The sequence below is a fragment of the Myxococcus sp. SDU36 genome (genome assembly GCF_030168875.1).
Taxonomy (GTDB): domain Bacteria; phylum Myxococcota; class Myxococcia; order Myxococcales; family Myxococcaceae; genus Myxococcus; species Myxococcus vastator.
Window position 1 is genome coordinate 5,349,313 of the sequence record NZ_CP077414.1, and the last position, 18,171, is coordinate 5,367,483.

14 protein-coding genes are annotated in these 18,171 nt (G+C 72.4%); 2 read left to right on the forward strand and 12 right to left on the reverse strand.

Going from position 1 to position 18,171, the window contains the following annotated elements:
- Positions 1-100 precede the first annotated feature (100 nt).
- The 11 genes from KGD87_RS21320 to KGD87_RS21370 form a co-directional block, all read right to left on the reverse strand.
- Positions 101-1,411 (reverse strand): PQQ-dependent sugar dehydrogenase, encoded by a 1,311-nt coding sequence (locus KGD87_RS21320; RefSeq protein WP_284662182.1) that lies wholly within the window; start codon positions 1,409-1,411, stop codon positions 101-103.
- A gap of 361 nt (positions 1,412-1,772) precedes the next feature.
- Complete coding sequence (locus KGD87_RS21325) at positions 1,773-4,526, reverse strand: VWA domain-containing protein (RefSeq protein ID WP_284662183.1); 2,754 nt, start codon at positions 4,524-4,526, stop codon at positions 1,773-1,775.
- 7 nt (positions 4,527-4,533) lie between these two features.
- Complete coding sequence (locus tag KGD87_RS21330; protein WP_284662184.1) at positions 4,534-4,809, reverse strand: hypothetical protein; 276 nt, start codon at positions 4,807-4,809, stop codon at positions 4,534-4,536.
- 161 nt (positions 4,810-4,970) lie between these two features.
- Positions 4,971-5,453, reverse strand: a complete 483-nt coding sequence (locus KGD87_RS21335) for a hypothetical protein (protein WP_284662186.1) — start codon at positions 5,451-5,453, stop codon at positions 4,971-4,973.
- 251 nt (positions 5,454-5,704) lie between these two features.
- Positions 5,705-7,477: a vWA domain-containing protein gene (locus tag KGD87_RS21340; RefSeq protein WP_284662187.1), complete on the reverse strand. Its 1,773-nt coding sequence runs from the start codon at positions 7,475-7,477 to the stop codon at positions 5,705-5,707.
- 58 nt (positions 7,478-7,535) lie between these two features.
- On the reverse strand, positions 7,536-8,384 hold the full coding sequence (locus KGD87_RS21345; protein ID WP_284662189.1) for a DUF58 domain-containing protein: 849 nt from the start codon (positions 8,382-8,384) through the stop codon (positions 7,536-7,538).
- Positions 8,385-8,392: 8 nt separating this feature from the next.
- Positions 8,393-9,922 (reverse strand): ABC transporter permease, encoded by a 1,530-nt coding sequence (locus KGD87_RS21350; protein WP_284662190.1) that lies wholly within the window; start codon positions 9,920-9,922, stop codon positions 8,393-8,395.
- Positions 9,919-10,905 carry an ABC transporter ATP-binding protein gene (locus tag KGD87_RS21355; protein WP_284662191.1) on the reverse strand — a complete coding sequence of 329 codons (987 nt, stop codon included), beginning with the start codon at positions 10,903-10,905 and terminating at the stop codon, positions 9,919-9,921. Before KGD87_RS21355 ends, KGD87_RS21350 begins: the two co-directional genes overlap by 4 nt.
- On the reverse strand, positions 10,902-12,656 hold the full coding sequence (locus KGD87_RS21360) for a hypothetical protein (RefSeq protein WP_284662192.1): 1,755 nt from the start codon (positions 12,654-12,656) through the stop codon (positions 10,902-10,904). The genes KGD87_RS21355 and KGD87_RS21360 overlap by 4 nt, the downstream gene beginning before the upstream one ends.
- Positions 12,649-13,647, reverse strand: coding sequence for an AAA family ATPase (locus KGD87_RS21365; RefSeq protein WP_284662193.1), 999 nt, complete (start codon positions 13,645-13,647; stop codon positions 12,649-12,651). The genes KGD87_RS21360 and KGD87_RS21365 overlap by 8 nt, the downstream gene beginning before the upstream one ends.
- Position 13,648: 1 nt before the next feature.
- A complete protein-coding gene (locus KGD87_RS21370; RefSeq protein WP_284662194.1) occupies positions 13,649-15,259 on the reverse strand; it encodes a hypothetical protein in 1,611 nt (536 codons plus the stop codon).
- A 208-nt stretch (positions 15,260-15,467) separates the two neighbouring features.
- Here KGD87_RS21370 and KGD87_RS21375 point away from each other — a divergent pair, with 208 nt between their 5' ends.
- Positions 15,468-16,397: an AraC family transcriptional regulator gene (locus tag KGD87_RS21375; protein WP_284662195.1), complete on the forward strand. Its 930-nt coding sequence runs from the start codon at positions 15,468-15,470 to the stop codon at positions 16,395-16,397.
- Between the two features lie 62 nt (positions 16,398-16,459).
- On the opposite strand, the gene KGD87_RS21380 is transcribed toward KGD87_RS21375, so the two are convergent.
- Entirely contained in the window at positions 16,460-16,918 is a 459-nt protein-coding gene (locus KGD87_RS21380) for an SMI1/KNR4 family protein (RefSeq protein WP_284662196.1), read from the reverse strand.
- 762 nt (positions 16,919-17,680) lie between these two features.
- Between KGD87_RS21380 and KGD87_RS21385 the strand changes: the two genes are divergently transcribed.
- Complete coding sequence (locus tag KGD87_RS21385) at positions 17,681-18,163, forward strand: DoxX family protein (RefSeq protein ID WP_284662198.1); 483 nt, start codon at positions 17,681-17,683, stop codon at positions 18,161-18,163.
- Positions 18,164-18,171 lie beyond the last annotated feature (8 nt).

Genomic DNA, 18,171 nt, shown 5'->3' on the forward strand with positions numbered 1-18,171 from the left:
TAAATGGCTGACGGATTATTGGTGTCCGGCTGAATCCGTTACCCAGGCCACCCAGACAGTGCTCGGGCGCGCGGCGTTGGCGGAGTGGCTTCCGCGAAGCTCAGCGCTTCGCGGCGACCCGCCACAGGGTGTTGCTCGAATCGTCCGCGACGAGCAGCGAGCCGTCTGGCAACACGGTGACGCCCACCGGCCGGCCATGGACGCGGGCCGAGGCCTCATCGGCGATGAAGCCCGTGAGGAAGTCCTCCGGCGGTCCGCTGGGCTGGCCGTCCCGGAAGGGCACGAAGACGACCTTATAGCCAGACAGCACGCGCCGGTTCCATGAGCCATGCTGCCCGATGAAGGCCCCACCGTGGTACCGGCTGGGGAACGCCTGGCCCTCGTAGAAGGCCAGCCCCAGCGAGGCCGTGTGCGAGCCCAGGGCCACGTCCGGCACGCGCGTCTTCGCCACCAGGTCCGGCCGCTGGCCCGCCATGCGCGGGTCCTCGTGCGCGCCGAAGTAGGCATAGGGCCAGCCGTAGAAGGCCCCCTCCTCCACGTGTGTGAGGTAGTCCGGCACCAGGTCCTCGCCCAGGTTGTCGCGCTCGTTGACCGCCGTCCACAGCGTGCGCGTGCCCGGCGCCCAGCCCATGCCCACCGGGTTGCGCAGGCCGCTGGCGAAGATGCGCTCGCCGCTGCCATCCGGATTGATTTCGAGGATGTTGGCCCGGCGCTCCTCTTCCTTCAGGCCGTATTCGGCGTTGTTGCTCGCCGAGCCCACCGCCACGTAGAGCTTCGAGCCGTCCGCGTTGGCCAGCAGGTTGCGCGTCCAGTGGTTGTTGTAGCCGCCAGCGGGCAACTCCAGCACCTTCTGCCCCTGGGCGCGTAGCGTCGTCGCGCCCGGCGCGTAGGGGAAGCGCCACACGCCGTCGGTGTTCGCCACGTAGAGCTGGTTGCCCACGAGCGCCATGCCCAGCGGTTGATTCAGCCCCTCCAGGAAGACTTCACGCACTTCGGGGCGACCGTCTCCATCCGCGTCCCGCAGCAGGGTGATGCGGTTGGCGCTGGTGCCGACATTCTGCGAGCGGACCTTCCCCGTCTCGATGGCCTCCTCGCGGTCCTCCTCGTCCTTGAACAGGGAGGCGGCCTCGGCCACCAGCACGTCGCCGTTGGGCAGCACGTACATCCACCGGGGGTTCTGGAAGCCGTCCGCGTACCGCGTCACCTCGAAGCCGTCGGGCGCCACCGGCTGCGTCCCCTCCGGCCAGCCGATGACGGTGCTGTAGCGCTGCACGTCGAAGCTCGGGTCCGGGGGCGGCAGCGTCGGCGCGGGGACCTCGGGCTCCGGCGCGGCAGAGGGCGCGCGGTGCGCGCAGTCCACCAGGAACAGCAGCGCCGCCGCGCCGAGGGAGAGTCGGGAGAGCACGTTCATGCGCCCTCTTTACGAAGCCTCCGCCGCGAGGCAGCGCCCACGGCCCTTCCGGCACGCCACGGATGTTCAATGCTGGGAGCCACGCGCGCCCGCTGCCGGGTACCCGACACCTCGACCCGGCCAGGACGTGCGCTACCGCACCACATTCCACTCACGGAAAATTTTAGGCCCGCGTTGCAAATCATACACTGCTCGTGTATCCACTCATTCACCCTGTGCGTTTCGCAGGGCGCGGGTCGCCCCACATCTCCGATCCCCCCTTCTTGTTCGGGGCGACTCGTACCCACCGCGGACAGTCGCCCTCACCTGTGCCAGCCCCTTCCTGTCCGGGGCGGCCCGCACCTCTCCTCACGCCATCGTCTCAACGGTCCAGCCGCCGACGGGCCCGGGCTCGCGCGGCGTCCAGCGCGGAGTCCACGCTCCCCTCGGCCGGCTTCGCTGGCGTCACGGCCGCGTCGCCCTCGTGGGTGGGCGGAGCGGACGTCTGGGTCGTCCGTGTGGCCTGGGCGTGCGACGGCGCCGAGGACGCCCCGGGTGCCGCGGGGACGGACACTGAGCGCTCACGGGTCCGCGACGCACGCAGCCGTGGCGCGGAGAGGAAGCGGCGCACGGCCACCTCCGCCAGCAGCAGGGCCAGCGCCAGGGCCACCAGCCACGGCGCCAGGGCCACGCGGCCCAGCGACTCCGGGGCCTCCATGAAGAGGCCCGTCATGGACAAGCGCTCGACGCCACCTCCCACCGCCGCGATGGCGCGCAGCAACTCCAGCCCCGCCTTCGCGGAGCCGGGCTCGAACTCCGGCGCGTAGGGCAGCGTGACGGGCGGCGCGCGGAGCACCTTCGCGCCCAGCCGCACCACCGGGTGCCACGTCCCGCTGCCCTCCAGCGGGTACTCGGCGACGAGCCGGTCTTCATCCTCCCAGCGCATCGGACGCTCCACCGGCGCGGCGCGTCCGTCGCCGGGCAGGAGCACCATCGTCGGCGCCGCGCCGGGCAGCGCCTCGCCCGGAGGCAGGTCCAGCGTCACGCGCAGCAGGTGCCCCCGCCGCTCGGTGCGCACCACCGCGTCCCCGACGGGCGCCGCGCCCGCCAGCGTCCAGCGCACCATCCCCTCCAGGGCCGCGCGCAGGGAGGTCCACGTTCGCAGCTCGCCGGTGTACGGCCCGTCCACCTCCGCGGTGAAGGCCACCGTGCGCCCCGCGCCTCGCGGCCACATCGCCAGGATGGGCGCGCCATTCGTGTCCAGGGTGCGCAGCGCCACGTTGGCGCGGGGCTTGAGGTAGGTGAGGTTGTAGCCGCCCACCTGGGGCAGCCCTTGCGCGGACAGCCTGCCGAGCAGCGGCAGGTCCGGCGCGCCCTCCAGCGACGCGGGCTCATCCACGAAGGTGGCGCGCGCCACCGTGAGCGTCTCCTGGCTGAAGATGCGCGGCAGGCTCATCGCGTCCTCGGCGAAGTAGACGCGCCCACCGCCCCGGTGGGCCACTTCCCGGAGCAGGTCCGCGTCCGGGTCCGAGGGCACGCCCAGCCCGATGACGGACACCGTCACATCCTGCTCGCGCAAGTGGGCCAGCGTGCGCTGGTAGTCCTCGGGCTCCTCGGAGTCCGCTGCGTCGGAGAACAGGAGGACGTGGCGCGTGGACTTCTCGCTGCGGAGGATTTCCGTGCGGCCGGTGCGGAGCGCCTCGCCCACGTAGATGCCGCCGCCACCGCTGAAGCCGCGCGCGACGGCGTCCAGGGGCAACCCCGCCTCCACCGGACTGAGCGGGAAGATTTCATGGGCCGCCGTGTCCACCATGTGCACGGAGACCTCGTCCTTGGGGTTGAGCAGCGTCAGCGCGGCCACGACGCCCTCGGCGGCCAGCTCCATCTTCGTCCGCCCATCCGGGACGGTCATCCCCATGGAGCAGGAGGCATCCATCAACACGCTCAGCGCCAGGGACGCGCGGCGCTGCTCCTCGCGCATCTCCAGGGACACGGGGAGCAGCGGCTCCACGGGCGAGCGACGGAAGCCGCCTTCACCGAAGCTGTTGCGTCCGCCCGTCATCACCAGCCCGCCACCGGCCTGCTCGACGTAGGCCGCCAGCGCGTTGAGTCCCGGCTCGCCGAGCGCATTGGCGTCCACGTTCTCCAGCACCACGCTGCCCACGCCGTCCAGGTCATCCAGCGTGAGGCGGAACGGTGGGCGCACGTCGAGCTGCAACCCTGAAGCGGCGAGCGACTGCGCGAGCGTGCCCCGGGACTGGTTCGTGAGCAGCAACACCCGGGGCGGGCCCTCCACGCGCAGCACGGCGACGCCCCGGTCGTTCTCCACCACGCCGTCGCCGGGGGCGGCCACGGAGAGCTGGTAGCGGACCAGGCCGGGCTCCTCGACCAGGTCGCGCAGCGGAAGCACGTTGGGGCCGGGCTGGAAGTCGAAGGGGCCTTGGAGGAGCACGCGGCCGTTGCGCTCCAGGCGGACGGTGCCGGTGACGGCGGCGGAGGCGTGCATTACGGCGGAGAACTGGAAGGGCTCGCGCTCGGAGACGGCGGCGGGGACGTCCACGGAGACGACGGCCACGTCGAGCGGCGGCTCGGGACGGGCGAGGTGACGCCAGTCCACGGCGAGGCCCCGGGCCGCCAGGCGCCGCGCGGCGCCGCGCGCATCCACGCCCGTGGCGCGGCCGTCGGACAGCACCAACACGCGGCCGGTGCGCTCGTCGGGGATGAGGGCGCTCGCGGCGTCCAACGCGGCGGACAAATCGGAGGCCTCCGCGTCCACGGGGCGCGTGAAGCCGCCAAAGCCTCCGAGGCTGGACAGGGGCTGCTCGACGCGCGCTTCCCGCCCGAAGGTGATGACGCCCACACGGTCCCCGGGACGGCGCTGCGACTCCAGCAGGGTGACGAGCTCCTGGGCCGTGCGGTCCACGTCGCGAGGCATGGACGCGGAGCGGTCCACCACCACGACGACGTCACTGCCCGCGTCGGCCAGCCGCAGCTCGGGGCCCGAGAGCGCGCCGACGACGAGCACCAGCAGCGCGGCGCGCAGCCACATGGGCGGGCCGGGCCGGCGGCCGTACTTCCAGAGGAAGAGGCCCAGCGGCAGCAGCAGCACCCACGCCTGCGGGAGGGAGAAGGTCATGCGCCCGTCACTCTCCTTCCGCGAGGATGCGGCCCTTCCCATCGATAGCGTAGACGACGCCACCGTCGAGAAGAACAAGGCCTGGGCCACATGCACTCAGGTTGGGAGAGAACGTCACATAGAACAGGTCGTCATTCGCCTGAACCACGCGAGCGTCGATGTACCGCCAATCCGCTAGGCACTTCTCCTCCAAGTGCTCCTGCTTCTCTGGCGTCACCCAGGGTGGGCGAAAATCATCCATGGCCGCCTTGAGGGCCGCCATCATGGGGCCGGTCAGCGCCACGCCGCCCTCCATCTGGCTCGGAATCGTCACCGATTCATTCGCAGGCGCTCTCTCCGGCTTGTCGAATCGGTAGATGCCCAGCGTGGAACAGCCGCAGAGGCCGAGGAGTGGGACACAGGCCAACGCCCACCGCAGGGAGGCTCCCCCATCGTGACAGCACCTCATGGCAGCCACCCCATCCCGTCCAGCATCTCGACGTTCCCTTCGTCATCGTAGACCCGGCCAATCGGTACCCACGCTCCGTCGCGGAGCGCGAAGACACCTTTTGACGGTAGCTCGTACCGATACACCCGGCACTCGCCCGTCTTCTCCCGGTAGAGGAGCACGATGGACCTAGGGAAGGTCCTCCCTGTGCCCTTCTCCGCCACGCGCGTCGGCAGCCAGCGCAGGTGCGTCTTGAGGTCGACTCGCGAGAACTCTCGATTGTGCGGATGCGTGTGCGGCGCCCAGAAGACCACCGCATCACCATGCGCTTCATCGTCAAGCGCCGATGGAATCAGGCAGCTCTTCCTTCCACTGTCCAAGCGTGACTTCAACTCGGACAGGTAGCTCAGGAAGTAGCCCTTTCCCTGGCCTGAGTAGTACCCGAGCGCGCAGTACTCCGTTCCGTACATCCCCGCGGATGCGCCGGGCTGGCTCGTCATGATGGAGCATGCGTTCTGCGCAAGCTCCTGCTCAGTCTCGAATGGCCCTGCCATAGGCCCCTTCACCGCGATTCCGCCAGTGGGCAACCGACGGGCCCGCACATTCGGGTTTGGACTGGAGCATGCGGCAATCCAGGCACCACCGATGAGCAGCCATGACGCCATGAAGCGGGAGCGACTGAAGGACCTGAAGTTCGAGGCACCTGTCGTCCCGTTGGCGCAACGGTCCGGGATTCGCGACTCCGACACTTTCATGACACGCCCCCAGTGCCAGGCGCCCCCGTCCCGGAGGCGCCCGGCGGCTCCCGCCGCGTGAGGTAGAAGTCCGCCACCAACGCGGCGAGCAGCAGGACCAGGGGCCATCGGGCCCGGCCCGGCGCGTTGCCTCCCGCGTCGTCTTCCCCCGCCTCGCGTGCCGGCACCTCCGCGCGTCCGCGCGTCCGCAGGTCCGACTCCCGGGCATCCAGCGCCAGCACCTGCGCCGTGTCCACCACGTCGCCGTCGCGCTCCAGCGAATAGGCCCCAGGCCCGGTGGGGGGAGACAGCGTCACCTCGCCCGCGCCAAACACCGGCCGGCTCCCCCCCGGTCCCACGAGCGCGTAACGCGCACCCGCGAGCGTCACCACCGGCAGCGGCTCACCCAGCATCAACTGCCTCCGAGGAAACCCCTCCCGCGTGCGCCGGGCCTCGCGCACCAGGTTGCTCAGCAGCACCGGCCACGCGGACACCCGCTGCACGTTCGAGCGCGACAGGTCCACGTTGACGTGAACCCGGCCATCCGCCTCCTCGGACACCAGCACCGCGTCCCCCGCGCTCACCAGCGGCTTTCCCGGCGGATTGTCCCCCGCCGTCCACCGCACGCCCGAAAGCTGCACGTCATCCAGCAGCGGGTGCCCCTTCTCGGAGAAGAACGGCCCCACGAACGTGCGCGGCGCGCCGCCCGCCCCCACCGTCACCCGCGCATCCGTCCCCGGAGGCCCCAGCACCAACACCACGTCCTCCGCGCCGCGCGCCACCTCCGGCGACACCGCGAGGAACCGCTCCAGCGCGGTCTGCTCGGGAGCCCCCAAGCCCTGCGCCAACGCCACCGCGATGGGCCGCGTGGGCGCGGGCGGCAGCCGCACCTGGCCGTCCTCGGGCAACGCGTCGTCCGGAAGCGTCACCTCCACCTCGCCCGCTCCCTGGAACGTCAGCCGGACCGTCGCGGTGCCCTCCTCCGGAAGGCGCACGCGCTCCACCCGCTCCGCGCCGGCCTTCGCACCGGGCCCTGGCAACGCGCGAACCCGAACGTCCACCTCCCCCGGCCCCTCCCCGAAACGCGCCACCCGGAGCGTCACCGTGGCCGTGGGCCCATCATCGCGCCGCTGCGCGGAGACCAGCGCCACGTTGCCTCGGGCGGTCCCCAGCGCCGTCCACCGCACGGCCGCGGGCACCAGGGCCGCGTTCTCCGGTGGAACGTCCGTGAAGAAGGCCACGCGCCGCCCCGCCCCCGCCAACTCCTGCGCCCAGATGAGCGTGGGCATCGGGTCATGGTCCGCGCCCTGCGCCTGGAAGGACTCCAGCGCGGCCAGCGCCCGGGAGGGCTCCGCCTCCGGGCCCGCGAGCATGCGCGGCGTGCCACCACTGGCCAGCAGCGTCACCTGCGTGGCCTCCTCCGACTCCACGCGCGCCGCCGCCTCGCGCCGCACCTGCTCCAGCACCGTCACGCCGTCCGGCCCGCGCGCCGACATGGACAGGCTCCCGTCCACCACCAGCACCAGGTGCCGGGCCCGCGCGGCCTCCCCCCACCGCACGTCCGCCAGGAAGAGCGCGGCGGCCACCACCGCCAGCACCTCCAGCAGCAGCGAGGCCTCCCGCGTGAAGCGCTCCCAGCGAGGCCCCGCCTCGGCGCGGGGACTGGGCCTGCGCCACAGGAAGAGCGCGCTCACCACCACCGGCTTCTGCCGGCGCCGCAGGAAGTACGCCGCCACCAGCGGCACGAGCGCGCCCAGCGCCAGCAGCCCCCACGGGAAGCCGAAGCTCACGCGTCACCGCCCACGGCACGCCCCAGGCGCGAGGCAACGTCATCCACCCGGCGTCCCCTCATGACGCCCCCGCCGCGAGGAACAGGGGCCGCAGCGGCCCCGAGACCAACGCGCCCAGCCCATCCTGTGCCCGCGCGGTGAGCAGCGCTCCGCGAGCACGCAAGGCCGCGCCCCTCAAGCCGCGCTGGTGCTCCGCGAAGCGGCGCGTGTACGTGGCCAGCACCTCGTCCGTCAGCAACTCCTCCAGCGCCGCGCCGCTCTCCGAGTCCACCAGCCGGGCTCCCTCCCCACCCGCGGGGTCCAGGTCCTCGGCGTCCAGCACCTGCGCCAGGAAGAGCCCGGACGCGCCCCGCGCCAGCCGCGCGCACAGCGCCGGCAGGTCCGCCTCGAAGAGGAAGTCACTCACCACCACGCGCAGCCCACACGGCCGCAGCGGCGGCAGGCGCCCCAGCGACTCCGGCAGCCCATCCCGCGCGTCGAAGTCCGCCGCGTCCAGGGCCGCCCGGCACGCCTGCCCCTGAGCACGCTCCGGCCGGGCACCGGCCACCATCAACGTGGGCGTCAGCCCCTGCCGCGCCGCCACCTCCGCCGTCAGCAGCGCCACCTCCCGCGCGCACGCGGCCTTGCGGGGAGACAGCGCCATGGAGCGCGAGCCATCCAGCACCACCTCCACGCGCGGCGACACCTCGTCCTGGCGGATGCGCAGCACGAGCTCGCCCGTGCGCGCCACCGCGTTCCAGTCCACCTGCCGCAGGTCATCTCCGGGCTGGTACGCGCGGAAGTCATGCAGCTCCAGCGCGCTGCCCGCGGACGTGGCGCGGACCTCGCCCAAGAGGCCCCGGTGAGGCCCCCTGGGCAGCGCCAGGGCCAGCCCCGGAACCAGCCGCGCGACGGCGGATGCGTCCATCCGCTCGCTCACGACGCGTGGGCCCGCCGCTCACGCTCCACGAGCATCCGGTCCGTCCCGAAGGCGGCCACCAGCGCCAGCCCCACGACGGCGCCCAGCAAGTCCCAGGACATCTTCGGCCCGGACGCCCCGTAGTCGTACGTCGCGAAGTTCGCGATGCCCACCACGGGGTTGAAGAGGTTGAGGACAGGGTCATCCCCATCGAACCCCATCAACACCGCCACCAATGGGGGCAGCGCCGAGGCCAGCGCCACGGAGGCCACGAACATCAACCGCACCGCCGCGGGCGTGGCCAGCCGGTCCGGGCGCACCTTCCGCCCCAGCCACACCGCCAGCGACAGGAAGAGCACGCCGTACGCCGGCAGCGCCAGGGTGGCCATCCGCAGGGACGTGCCCTTCAGCGGCAGGTCCGAGGACCCCACCTGCAAGCCCCAGAACAGCGCGCCCCAGGCGCCCAGCAGGAACACCATCCAGCGGAAGCCCCGCAGCGCGCCGGGCCGCAGCACGGACCAGGGCCGGGTGGCCGCGCGCAGCGGGCGCGCCTGTCCATCCACGTCCGCCACCACGAACATGCCCACGCCAATCAAGTGGACGCCGCCCAGCAGCGCGAACATCTCCGGCACCTTGTGCGCACGCCCCGTCAGCCACCAGATGGCGATTCCGGCGAGCATGCCCACCAGCACCTGCACCCCCACCGCGCGACGCGGCCCCCGCGTGTAGTCCTCCGTGGGCAGGGACAGCCGGGATGCGGCGGCCTCGAAGAGCAGCCAGCCGTCCATGAGCATCAGCAGCAACGCGAAGCCCACCAGATAGAGGAAGTCCGAGTCACGCAGGAACCGGTCGCCCATCTCCGATATCGCGAAGGCCGCGCCCAGCCCCTGCAACAGCGCCATGCCCAGCGCGCCCAGCAAGCCGAAGTGGACGAAGGCGCGCCCCATGCGGCCATCGGCCAGCGTCGCCGCGCACACGCTGGCCACCGTGAGGAACACGAGCCACGCGCCGCCCAGCGCCAGCACCACCAGAATCGTGGGCAGCGCGATGCCATTGAGGAAGTAGCTGAAGAGGAGGAAGGGCCCCGCCGCGGAGGCATACAGGGCCGCCTGCACCAGGAACGACGCCACCTTGCCCCGGAGGATGCGGCGCGGCCCCAGGCCGGTGAGCACCAGCAACACCCACGTCTCGTCCTCGCGCTCACGCGCCAACGAGCGGTAGGCGCTGTACGGGATGACGAAGAAGTGCGCGACCCCCAGGCAGATGAAGAAGGCGAAGAAGTAGCCCTGACCGCGTCGCGAGTAGGCGCCCTCGCGCGTCTCCACGTAGGCCACCAGCGCCACCGCCAGGCACGCCAGCAGCATCAACCCGAAGCACACCCAGAAGACGCGCGTGCGCAGTCCCTGGCGGAGCTCCTTCACCACCAACGGGTTGAGCCGGTCCCCCCACCGCTGAGACCAGGGCTCCGCGCCCGCGACCCGGGCGCCCCCCGAAGCCGTCGGCTCCTGGGCCGGAGGGCTCATCGCCGTATCCACGGGCGCGCTCACGCCACCCTCCCCTTCGTCACCGTCATGAAGGCATCCTCGAGGTTCCGCTCCCGCGCGCTGAAGGCACACACGGGGAGCCCCGCGGACACCAGCGCCGCCAGCACCGCCGCCGCCGCCGCGTCCACCCGCGCGGGGCCCGCGCCCGCCTCCAGCTCCAGGCGCACGCGCAGCGACTCCCCCTCCCGCGCCACACGCTTCACGCGCGGCTGCTCCAGGAGCAGCCGCTCCGCGCGCTCCCAGACGGCGTTGCCCGCGTCGCCCACGGCCAGCCGCACCGTCAACTCGGGCGTCACCGCCGCGCCCGCCTCCTGCTGCTGGAGCAGGTCCGCCACCTTCCCGGTGGCCAGCAGCCGCCCCTGCTCGATGATGGCGCAGGTGTCGCAAATCTCCGCCAACTCCGTGAGGATGTGGCTGGAGATGATGACCGCCTTGCCCTGGTCCGCCAGGGCGCGCAGCAGCTCGCGCAGCTCGATGCGGGCGCGCGGGTCCAACCCGTCCGCGGGCTCGTCCAGCAGCAGCAGCGACGGGTCGTGCAGCAGCGTGCGCCCCAGCGCCACGCGCTGCCGCATGCCCTTGGACAGCGTGGTGGTGAGCCGGTCCGCCAGGGGGGTGAGCCCGGTGAACTCCATCACCGACTCCACGCGCTGCCGGCGCGCCGCGCCCTTCAGGCCATAGGCGCGCGCGAAGAAGTCCAGAAACTCGAAGACGGTGACGTCGTCGTAGGTGCCGTACCGGTCCGGCATGTAGCCGATGAGCGGACGCGCCCGGTCCGGCGCATCCACCAGCGAGTGCCCGTCCAGCAGCACCTCGCCCGCCGTGGGCACGTCCAGCGTGGCCAGGATGCGCAGCGTGGTGCTCTTGCCCGCGCCGTTGGGCCCGATGAAGCCCAGGATGCTGCCGGCCTCCAGGGAGAACGACACGCCATCCACCGCGCGCAGCGGCCCGTAGTCGCGCCGCAGTCCCTTCACCTCCAGCAGGCTCATGGCCGCCCCGCTTCCGACTGGCCTCGCACCAGGTGGATGCCGGCCTCCAGCTCCACGTCAACGGCGGACGAAGGCGTCAGTCCCAAGCCCCCCAGCCGCGCGATGAAGCCGCCCTCCGGAAGCGGAGCGCGGAAGTGCTCCTCGCCCGCCGCCAGACGTCCCGCGGCGAGCGACTGTCCCTCCACGCCGGACAACACCTGGCTCACCGGCGTCTCGCTCGCGGGCAGCGGCTCGCCCAGGGCTCCTTCCGCGCCATCCTCCAGCGCGGGCAACGCGTAGGTCTGGCTGTTCACCCGGACGTAGCCCTTCTCCAGTCGCGACCCCAGCGCGTTCTGGATGCGGACGATGCCGCCTTCCTCCCGGACGACGAGCCGGGCGCGAGAAGGCAGCACGGCCACCTCCCCCCACTCACGGTAGGTCCGTGGCGGCAGGAAGCCATGCGTCACCGTCAGGCCATGCGTCCAGTCCAGGTCCGCCAGCATCTCGTCGGCGTTGTCCGGTGCCAGCAGCGCGCTCGTCGCCGGGAAGCGCACCGGCCCCGCGGACACGTTGGCGTACCAGGCGGAGACGCCGAGCGTCACCGCGCGGGAGCGCTCCGAGTCCAGCCATGTGAGGCTGTAGCGCGCGGCGTGCACGGCGAAGCCATCCACGAGCACCGACCAGGTCACGAGCGCCACACAGGTGATGACCGACACCAGGGGCACCGCCACCAGCACCGCCACCGGCCCCCGGCGCCGCGCCAGCATCAGCCCGCCCGGCCCCACCGCCAGCACGAAGGCGAAGATGAGCAGCAGGAACCGCCCCACGGGTGTGTTGGCATGGTCCAGCAGCGGCGCGATGCCCCCGGCGAGCAGGTTGCTTCGCTCCCACCGAGGCGCGTCCCCCGCGGGCTTCACCGGCCCCGGGATGACCTCCCCCAGCATCGCGTTCAAGACCCGTTCACATTCGACCGCGGCGCCACACAGTTGCACCCGGCCAAAGCCATACGGCACGACATCCCAGGAGCCTTCCGCGGGGAGCAACGGCAGACGGTCCGTCAGGCTGCTCGACACCCGCGGCAGGACGAGTCGCCCTCCCGTGAGGACGTACGCCTCCAGCACGGCCCAGACATCCGCGGGCACGGCAGCCAGGTCCCCGGGCACCATCACCACGGAGTGGCCCACGTAGCCGGACAGCTCCCTGGGCGCGTCGCGCGGCTCAACGGTCCGCACGGAGAACAGCGGGCTGCCGCTCGCCTCCACCCGAGGCACCCCCGACGTGTCGTCGAAGTCCTTGAGCGTCCCCAGCACCAACACCGTCCCACCCGTGGAACGCTCCAGATAGACGGGGGCGTGGGCGAGGGGCGACAGCGAAGCCAGGCCGGGCGACTCCGCCATGAGGCTCCCCGCTTGCACCTCCGCTGGCACGAACAGCCAGGTGACGAGCCGCTGACGCGGCGCCACCTCCACCGTGCGCTCGGCGGTTCTCGGGCCTGAGCTCGAATGCCCCTGGAAGGTCAGGCGGACCTGGAGCGGCACGGGCCCCGAGTTCTGGAGCACGACATCGAACGGGGTGTAGCCGCGCTCCGGCTTCAGCACGCTGGAGCGGTGGGTGATGCGCAGGTCGCCGTGCTCCCGCGTATCGGTGGTTCCGGAGGCAGCGTGGTACCCATAGCCCGTGGGAGCGGCCTCTACCGCCGGCGACCTGGCGAAGGCCCGCGCGCCGCCCAGGGCGCAGAGCAGGACACTGGCGGTCAGCACCGCGCTACGCACGCGGCACCTCGGGGATGGCCTGGAGCAGGGCGCGCACCACGTCCGCCGCGCTGACCTTCTCCAGCGAGGCCTCGTAGGCGAGCACCAGCCGGTGGTTGAGGGCGGAGGACGCGGCGGCCACCACGTCATCGAAGCCCACGTTGGGCCTGCCTCGCAGCAGGGCCAGCGCGCGCCCGGCGGCCGCGAGCGCGAGCGCCGCGCGAGGACTGGCGCCGTACCGGACGAAGCGGCGCACGGCGTCGGGCGCCGACGCCTGGCGTGGGTCGGAGGCCTCCACCAGCCGGCCGATGAAGTCCGCCACGGGGCCGGGCAGGTGCACGCGGTCCGCGGCGGCGAAGAGGCGGCCCAGGCCCTCCGCGTCCAGCACCGGCGACAGCTCCGGCGGCGCGCCCCGCACGCGCGTGGTGAGCAGCGCGCGCAGCGTCTTCGCGCCCACGGGGGGCACCTGGATGCGGAAGAGGAACCGGTCGAGCTGCGCCTCGGGCAGCGGATAGGTGCCCTCCAGCTCGATGGGGTTCTGCGTGGCGAGCACGAAGAAGGGGTCCGGCAACGGCCGCGTCTGCCCCAGCACGGTGACGCTGCGCTCCTGCATGGCCTCCAGCAGCGCGGACTGTGTCTTCGGGCTGGAGCGGTTGATTTCGTCCGCCAGCACCAGGCTGGCGAAGAGCGGGCCCTCGCGGAAGACGAAGTCGCGGCGGCCGTCGCCTTCCAGCACATAGGTGCCGGTGATGTCGCCGGGCAGCAGGTCGGGGGTGAACTGGATGCGGCGGAAGGGCAGCGACAGCAGCCGCGCCAGCGCCTTGCACAGCTCCGTCTTGCCCAGACCGGGCAGCCCCTCCAGCAGGACGTGCCCGCGCGCGAGCACCGCCACCACCACCTGTTCGACGACGGATTCCTGGTCCAGCATGACGGTGTTCAGCTCGTCCTTGAGCCGGGCCGCCACCTCCGCCGCTCCCTGTGCCTCGGCGGGACTGAGAAGCTCTGCTGCCACGTCATTGCCCCCTTCCAGACGACTCGCCACCAAAGTACCGCCTCACCATGTCCCGGTTGCGGGGAAGCAGCGGCGCCGCACCGGGCCCCGCCGTCGCATCGCCCCGCGCCTGCGTGCCCTGCGCGCCGCCAGGCCCGGCCGGGCCCGCGCGCCGCCGAGGGTCCGCGGCCCGGAGCCCCCAGAGCTCCTCGCCCTCGTCGCCCCCTTGTCCGGGAGGCAGCGGCTCGAACGCGAGCCGCTCCGGGTCCATCTCCGCCTCGTCGCCAAAGACGAGCGGTTGGCTTCCGCCGCCGCGTGACGCACCCGCGCCGCGCTGCACGCCCCGGCTCGCATGCCCCTGCTGGCCCGCGCCGGATTGCCCCTCGCCCGCGCCGGATTGCCCCTCGCCCGCGCCGGATTGCCCCTCGCCCTCGCCGGATTGCCCCTCGCCCTCGCCGCCGCGCCCCGACTGCCCCTGGCGCCCCTGTCCCGAGCGCTGGCCACCACGGCTCTGGCGACGGGCCTGCGACTCGGAGCCGTTGCGGCCGTTCGAATCGAAGCGGTTCTCCAGCGACTGACGCCTGCGCTCCAGCGCCTCGCGCAGGCTGGCAATCTGGTCCGGTGAACCGGAGGCCCGCGCGCGGGCAGCGGCCTGCGCTTCACCGGAGCGAGCACTTTGCGAACCTTCCGTGCCCTGCTGTCCCTCGGCGCCCTCCGTTCCCTGGCCGGACGCGCGCGCGGCCTCCGCCTGTGCCGCTTCGCCGTTCTCGGACGCGTGCGGCGTCCCGTTCTCCCCCATTCCATCCGCGTCGTCGGACGCGCCGCCCTCCTTGCCGCCTTCCAGCGCCATCAGCGCCTGCTCCAACGCCTCGCGCTCACGCGTGACGGCCTCGGCGCCTCCCGCGGCGCCCAGCGCATCCTCCAACGCCCGCGCGGCCTCCGCGGCCTGGGCCAGCTGCGCGGCGGCCTCCGCGGCCTGCTCGGACAGCCGCTTCTCCAGCGCGTCGGCGGCCTCCCAGTCTCCAGCGTCGAAGCGGCCATCGGCGACTTCCTCGGCCAGGCGCCGCAGCTCGTCCTCGACGGCCTCCTCCAGCACCTCTTCCTTGGCGAGCGCCTCCGCCCGCGCCTGGACCGCGGCCACCTTCGCCGCGGCGGCGGCATTCACGGCGCGGCCTCGTGGCGCGGACAGGGGCAACAGGAAGCCCGCCACCGCGAACAGCACCGCGCCCGCGAGCGCGGCGGCCGGGCGTCGCCACTTCACGTCGGGAGGCTTCACCCCACTTGCGAGCTGATTGACGGCCAGCTCCCACTCCCCCACCTGGCGCTCCAGCCGGGTGAGCAGCAGCCCGCCCGCGTTCGCCGACCGGTCCGCGAGCACCGCCGCCTGCTCCAACGACACCCGCCGGGAACGCGCGCGCCAGAACCACGCGCCCAGCCCCAGCGCCAGCACCGGCGGCAGGGCCCAGACGAAGGCGCCGCGCAGGAGGAGCCGGGTCAGCACGCAGGCCGTGGCGGTGGCCCACATCGGGACGATGCCGGCCTCCGCCCATGCCACCGCGTTGAGGCGCCGCTGCACGCGCCGGATGGGCGCGAGCACCAGGGCCTGGAAGCGGCGTTCTTCACTGGCAGCCATGAAGCGCCGAGTGTCGACTACTCGGCCCATTCCCCACAAGCGACGCGACGCCCAGCCGTCGCGGTCCGGGGGTGAGCGGTCGCCTCCCGCCGTGCATTGACGCCCCCTCCCGCTGCCCGGCGTGGATCGCCCGAGCCTCGCGGACACCGACGCGGCATCCCCGCGGAGGAAGTGCCCATGGCCGCGCCTTCACGCGAGACTGCCCCAGGTGCCGCCTCGCGCGCCAAAGATGGCCCACCCACTGTCCCCAAGTGCCATCAAGCCCACCGGACTGCTGCTACAACCCATCTTCCGGATGCTCCTCGCCCGCCCTCCAGAACTGGCGCCCCAGGCGCCGTGGCCGGACATGCCGCTGGTGGTGTGGCCCACCGCATTGGCGATGTGGGGCCCCGGCGACGCGACGACGAAGCACGCCCACCACGCCATGCACCTGGTGCTGTGCCGGCAGGGCGTCCTGTCCGTCCGCGCGCAGGGCGTGAAGACGGCCGAGCAGGCAGCCGGCGTGCTCGTGGGCCCGGACCTTCCCCATGCGCTCGACGCGCGCGACAGCGAAATCATCATCCTCTTCATCGAGCCCGAGAGCGACGACGGCGCGCGACTCCAGGCCGCGCTCGACGGGCCGATACGGCTGTTCGACACGACGCAGCGCGATGCCCTCCTCGGCGGGCTGCCCACGGCGGGAGCACTGACGCACGAAGCGGTCGGCGGATGGATGGAGTCCACGCTGGCGGCCCTCTCCGGGACGCCCGGAGCTCCCCGTCACCTCCACCCGCGCGTGCGCAAGCTGCTGCGCCACCTGCGCGCGGAGGCCGCGCCGGAAGACACCTCGCTCGAAGCCCTGGCCCAGGTCGCGGGCCTCTCGCCCGGCAGGCTGATGCACACGTTCACCGAATCCGTCGGTGTGCCGCTGCGGCCCTATCTCCTGTGGCTCCGGCTCCAGCGGGCCGCGGGCGCCATCGCCGCGGGCCGCACCCTGGGTGACGCCGCCCACGCGGCCGGCTTCTCGGATGCGGCGCACCTGACGCGCACCTTCCGGCGGATGTTCGGCACCACGCCGTCATCACTTCAGCGCCGTGGACCGCGCGTCCAGGCGCAGGGCCGCACCGGCGCGCCACCACCGACAAGGCCCAGGAGTTAGAGCGCCGAACAGGTGAGTGAGCCTGCCCCGATTCCGGTTGACGGAGTCGTAGACGAAGCCCGCTACTCCTCCAGCCAGAAGAACTGGTTGTCACTCGCCAGGGCGCGCTCGAGGAACTCGCGGAACGAGCCGGCGACTCGCCGCACCTCGCGCGGGTACGTCTCGTGGTAGGCGTCGAGGAGAGGGTACGGGCCTCCGGGGTGCGCCACATCGACCAGTACGAAGTCGGAGTCCTGGCAGTCCACCAGTGGATACCAGCAGGCGGCCTCTCCATCGCTGTGGTCGCGACGGCGAAGCCGAAGGGTCGCCTCCTCAATCCCCGCCAACGAGAGGATGCTGTAGTTTGCCTCGGGAAGCCGCTCGAACAGCTCTGCGCCGTCGCAGTGCAGGAAGAAGGCGCGCAAGTCTTCGTCCAGGCGCCACCCCATCCGCGCCTCGAAGGTAGCAATCCGCTCTGGCGTCGCCGGAGGGTGCGGGAAATGCGCCCGTGAGATTTCCGCGAGCAGTGACTCAATGGCCATCGCTAGTCCACGTAGGGCCTGTCCGGCCCCACAGAGCGCCATCGGCCGCCGCGACTATAGCAAGCCGGGTAGGCCCCGCTGAAGACGTCATGCACGAGCGGAGGCACTGGCAACACGTTCGCAAGCGCTGTTGGGTGGCCGCCGTGAAACAAGTCGAAGATGTGGTGCCCCGGCCAGTTGCGCCCGTCCGACTGCGGCCAGCCGCCGAATTCGTTTCCCCACGCTTCGCGAAAGCCAACTCGCGCATTGTTCGATGTCCGCGAGCCATATGCAGCCGAGCAAGGGCGCACGCCCCTCGGCCACGCACCGGCGCTCGCAGCGAGACAGCAGCGAGGCACTACACAGCCAAGGGCCATAGTAGATGGTCGTCTGCACCTTCCCGCCAGCCGGGCTCGGGATGGCCGGGCCCACCCACTTCGCTGAAGGCTTCCCGGCTGCGGTGCTGACGGTGGCCGACCCGCAGCCGCCCACGGCGAGGAGCAAGAACACGCTCACGAAGCACTGGCGGCGCCAAAGCTTCACGCAAACACTACATCACAGACAAACCTGGATAGTGGACCACCAACACCGCAACTGCCGTGGTGGGTAGGCCCACCACACCCACCCGCGCGTCCAGCGGTAGCACCGAGACCGGAGGTTGCACGACGCGCGCCGCTCAGAACGCAGCCAGTTCGTTCAAGCGGACGGCGGCACCGGGGCCCCATCCTGGAGTCAACGGCACGGCAGGCCACCCGCCCGTGCCTCTCTTCAGGAGCACACCCCATGTCCTTCGCCATCCTGTTGCTGTCCTTCTTCCTGCTGCTGCACCTGCCTCCGCTGCGGCGCCTCGCCGCGCTGTCCACGCCCACGGCGCGCGCCGCGGTCGCCGCGGGCCTCTTCTTCGTGGGCGCGGGCGTCATGCACTTCGTCATGCCCGCGCGCTACGCGGCCATGATTCCGCCGCGACTGCCGTCACCCGCGTTCTGGGTCTACCTCTCCGGGGCCGCGGAGGTCGCGGGCGGGCTGGGGCTGCTGCTGCCACGCACGCGCCGGCTCGCGGCGCTGGGGCTCATCGCGCTGCTGCTGGCCATCCTCCCCGCCAACATCCACGAGGCCCAGGCCAACACCGCCGCCCACGTGCTGCCCTTCCCGGACTGGTACTTCTGGCTGCGCATCCCCTTCCAGCTCGTCTACGTCGCCTGGGTGGCGTGGGCCGGCGGCTGGTGGCCCGTCCGCGGCCGTGCGCGCCTGGAGGCCCGCGGTTAGGCTCGCGC

Excerpts from the sequence above, each read along its gene's own strand:
- KGD87_RS21370 (WP_284662194.1), bottom strand. The coding sequence starts at position 15,259 with ATGGCTGCCAGTGAAGAACGCCGCTTCCAGGCCCTGGTGCTCGCGCCC.
- KGD87_RS21335 (WP_284662186.1), bottom strand. The coding sequence starts at position 5,453 with ATGACGAGCCAGCCCGGCGCATCCGCGGGGATGTACGGAACGGAGTAC.
- KGD87_RS21380 (WP_284662196.1), bottom strand. The coding sequence starts at position 16,918 with ATGGCCATTGAGTCACTGCTCGCGGAAATCTCACGGGCGCATTTCCCG.
- KGD87_RS21345 (WP_284662189.1), bottom strand. The coding sequence starts at position 8,384 with ATGGACGCATCCGCCGTCGCGCGGCTGGTTCCGGGGCTGGCCCTGGCG.
- KGD87_RS21385 (WP_284662198.1), top strand. The coding sequence starts at position 17,681 with ATGTCCTTCGCCATCCTGTTGCTGTCCTTCTTCCTGCTGCTGCACCTG.
- KGD87_RS21325 (WP_284662183.1), bottom strand. The coding sequence starts at position 4,526 with ATGACCTTCTCCCTCCCGCAGGCGTGGGTGCTGCTGCTGCCGCTGGGC.
- KGD87_RS21355 (WP_284662191.1), bottom strand. The coding sequence starts at position 10,905 with ATGAGCCTGCTGGAGGTGAAGGGACTGCGGCGCGACTACGGGCCGCTG.
- KGD87_RS21320 (WP_284662182.1), bottom strand. The coding sequence starts at position 1,411 with ATGAACGTGCTCTCCCGACTCTCCCTCGGCGCGGCGGCGCTGCTGTTC.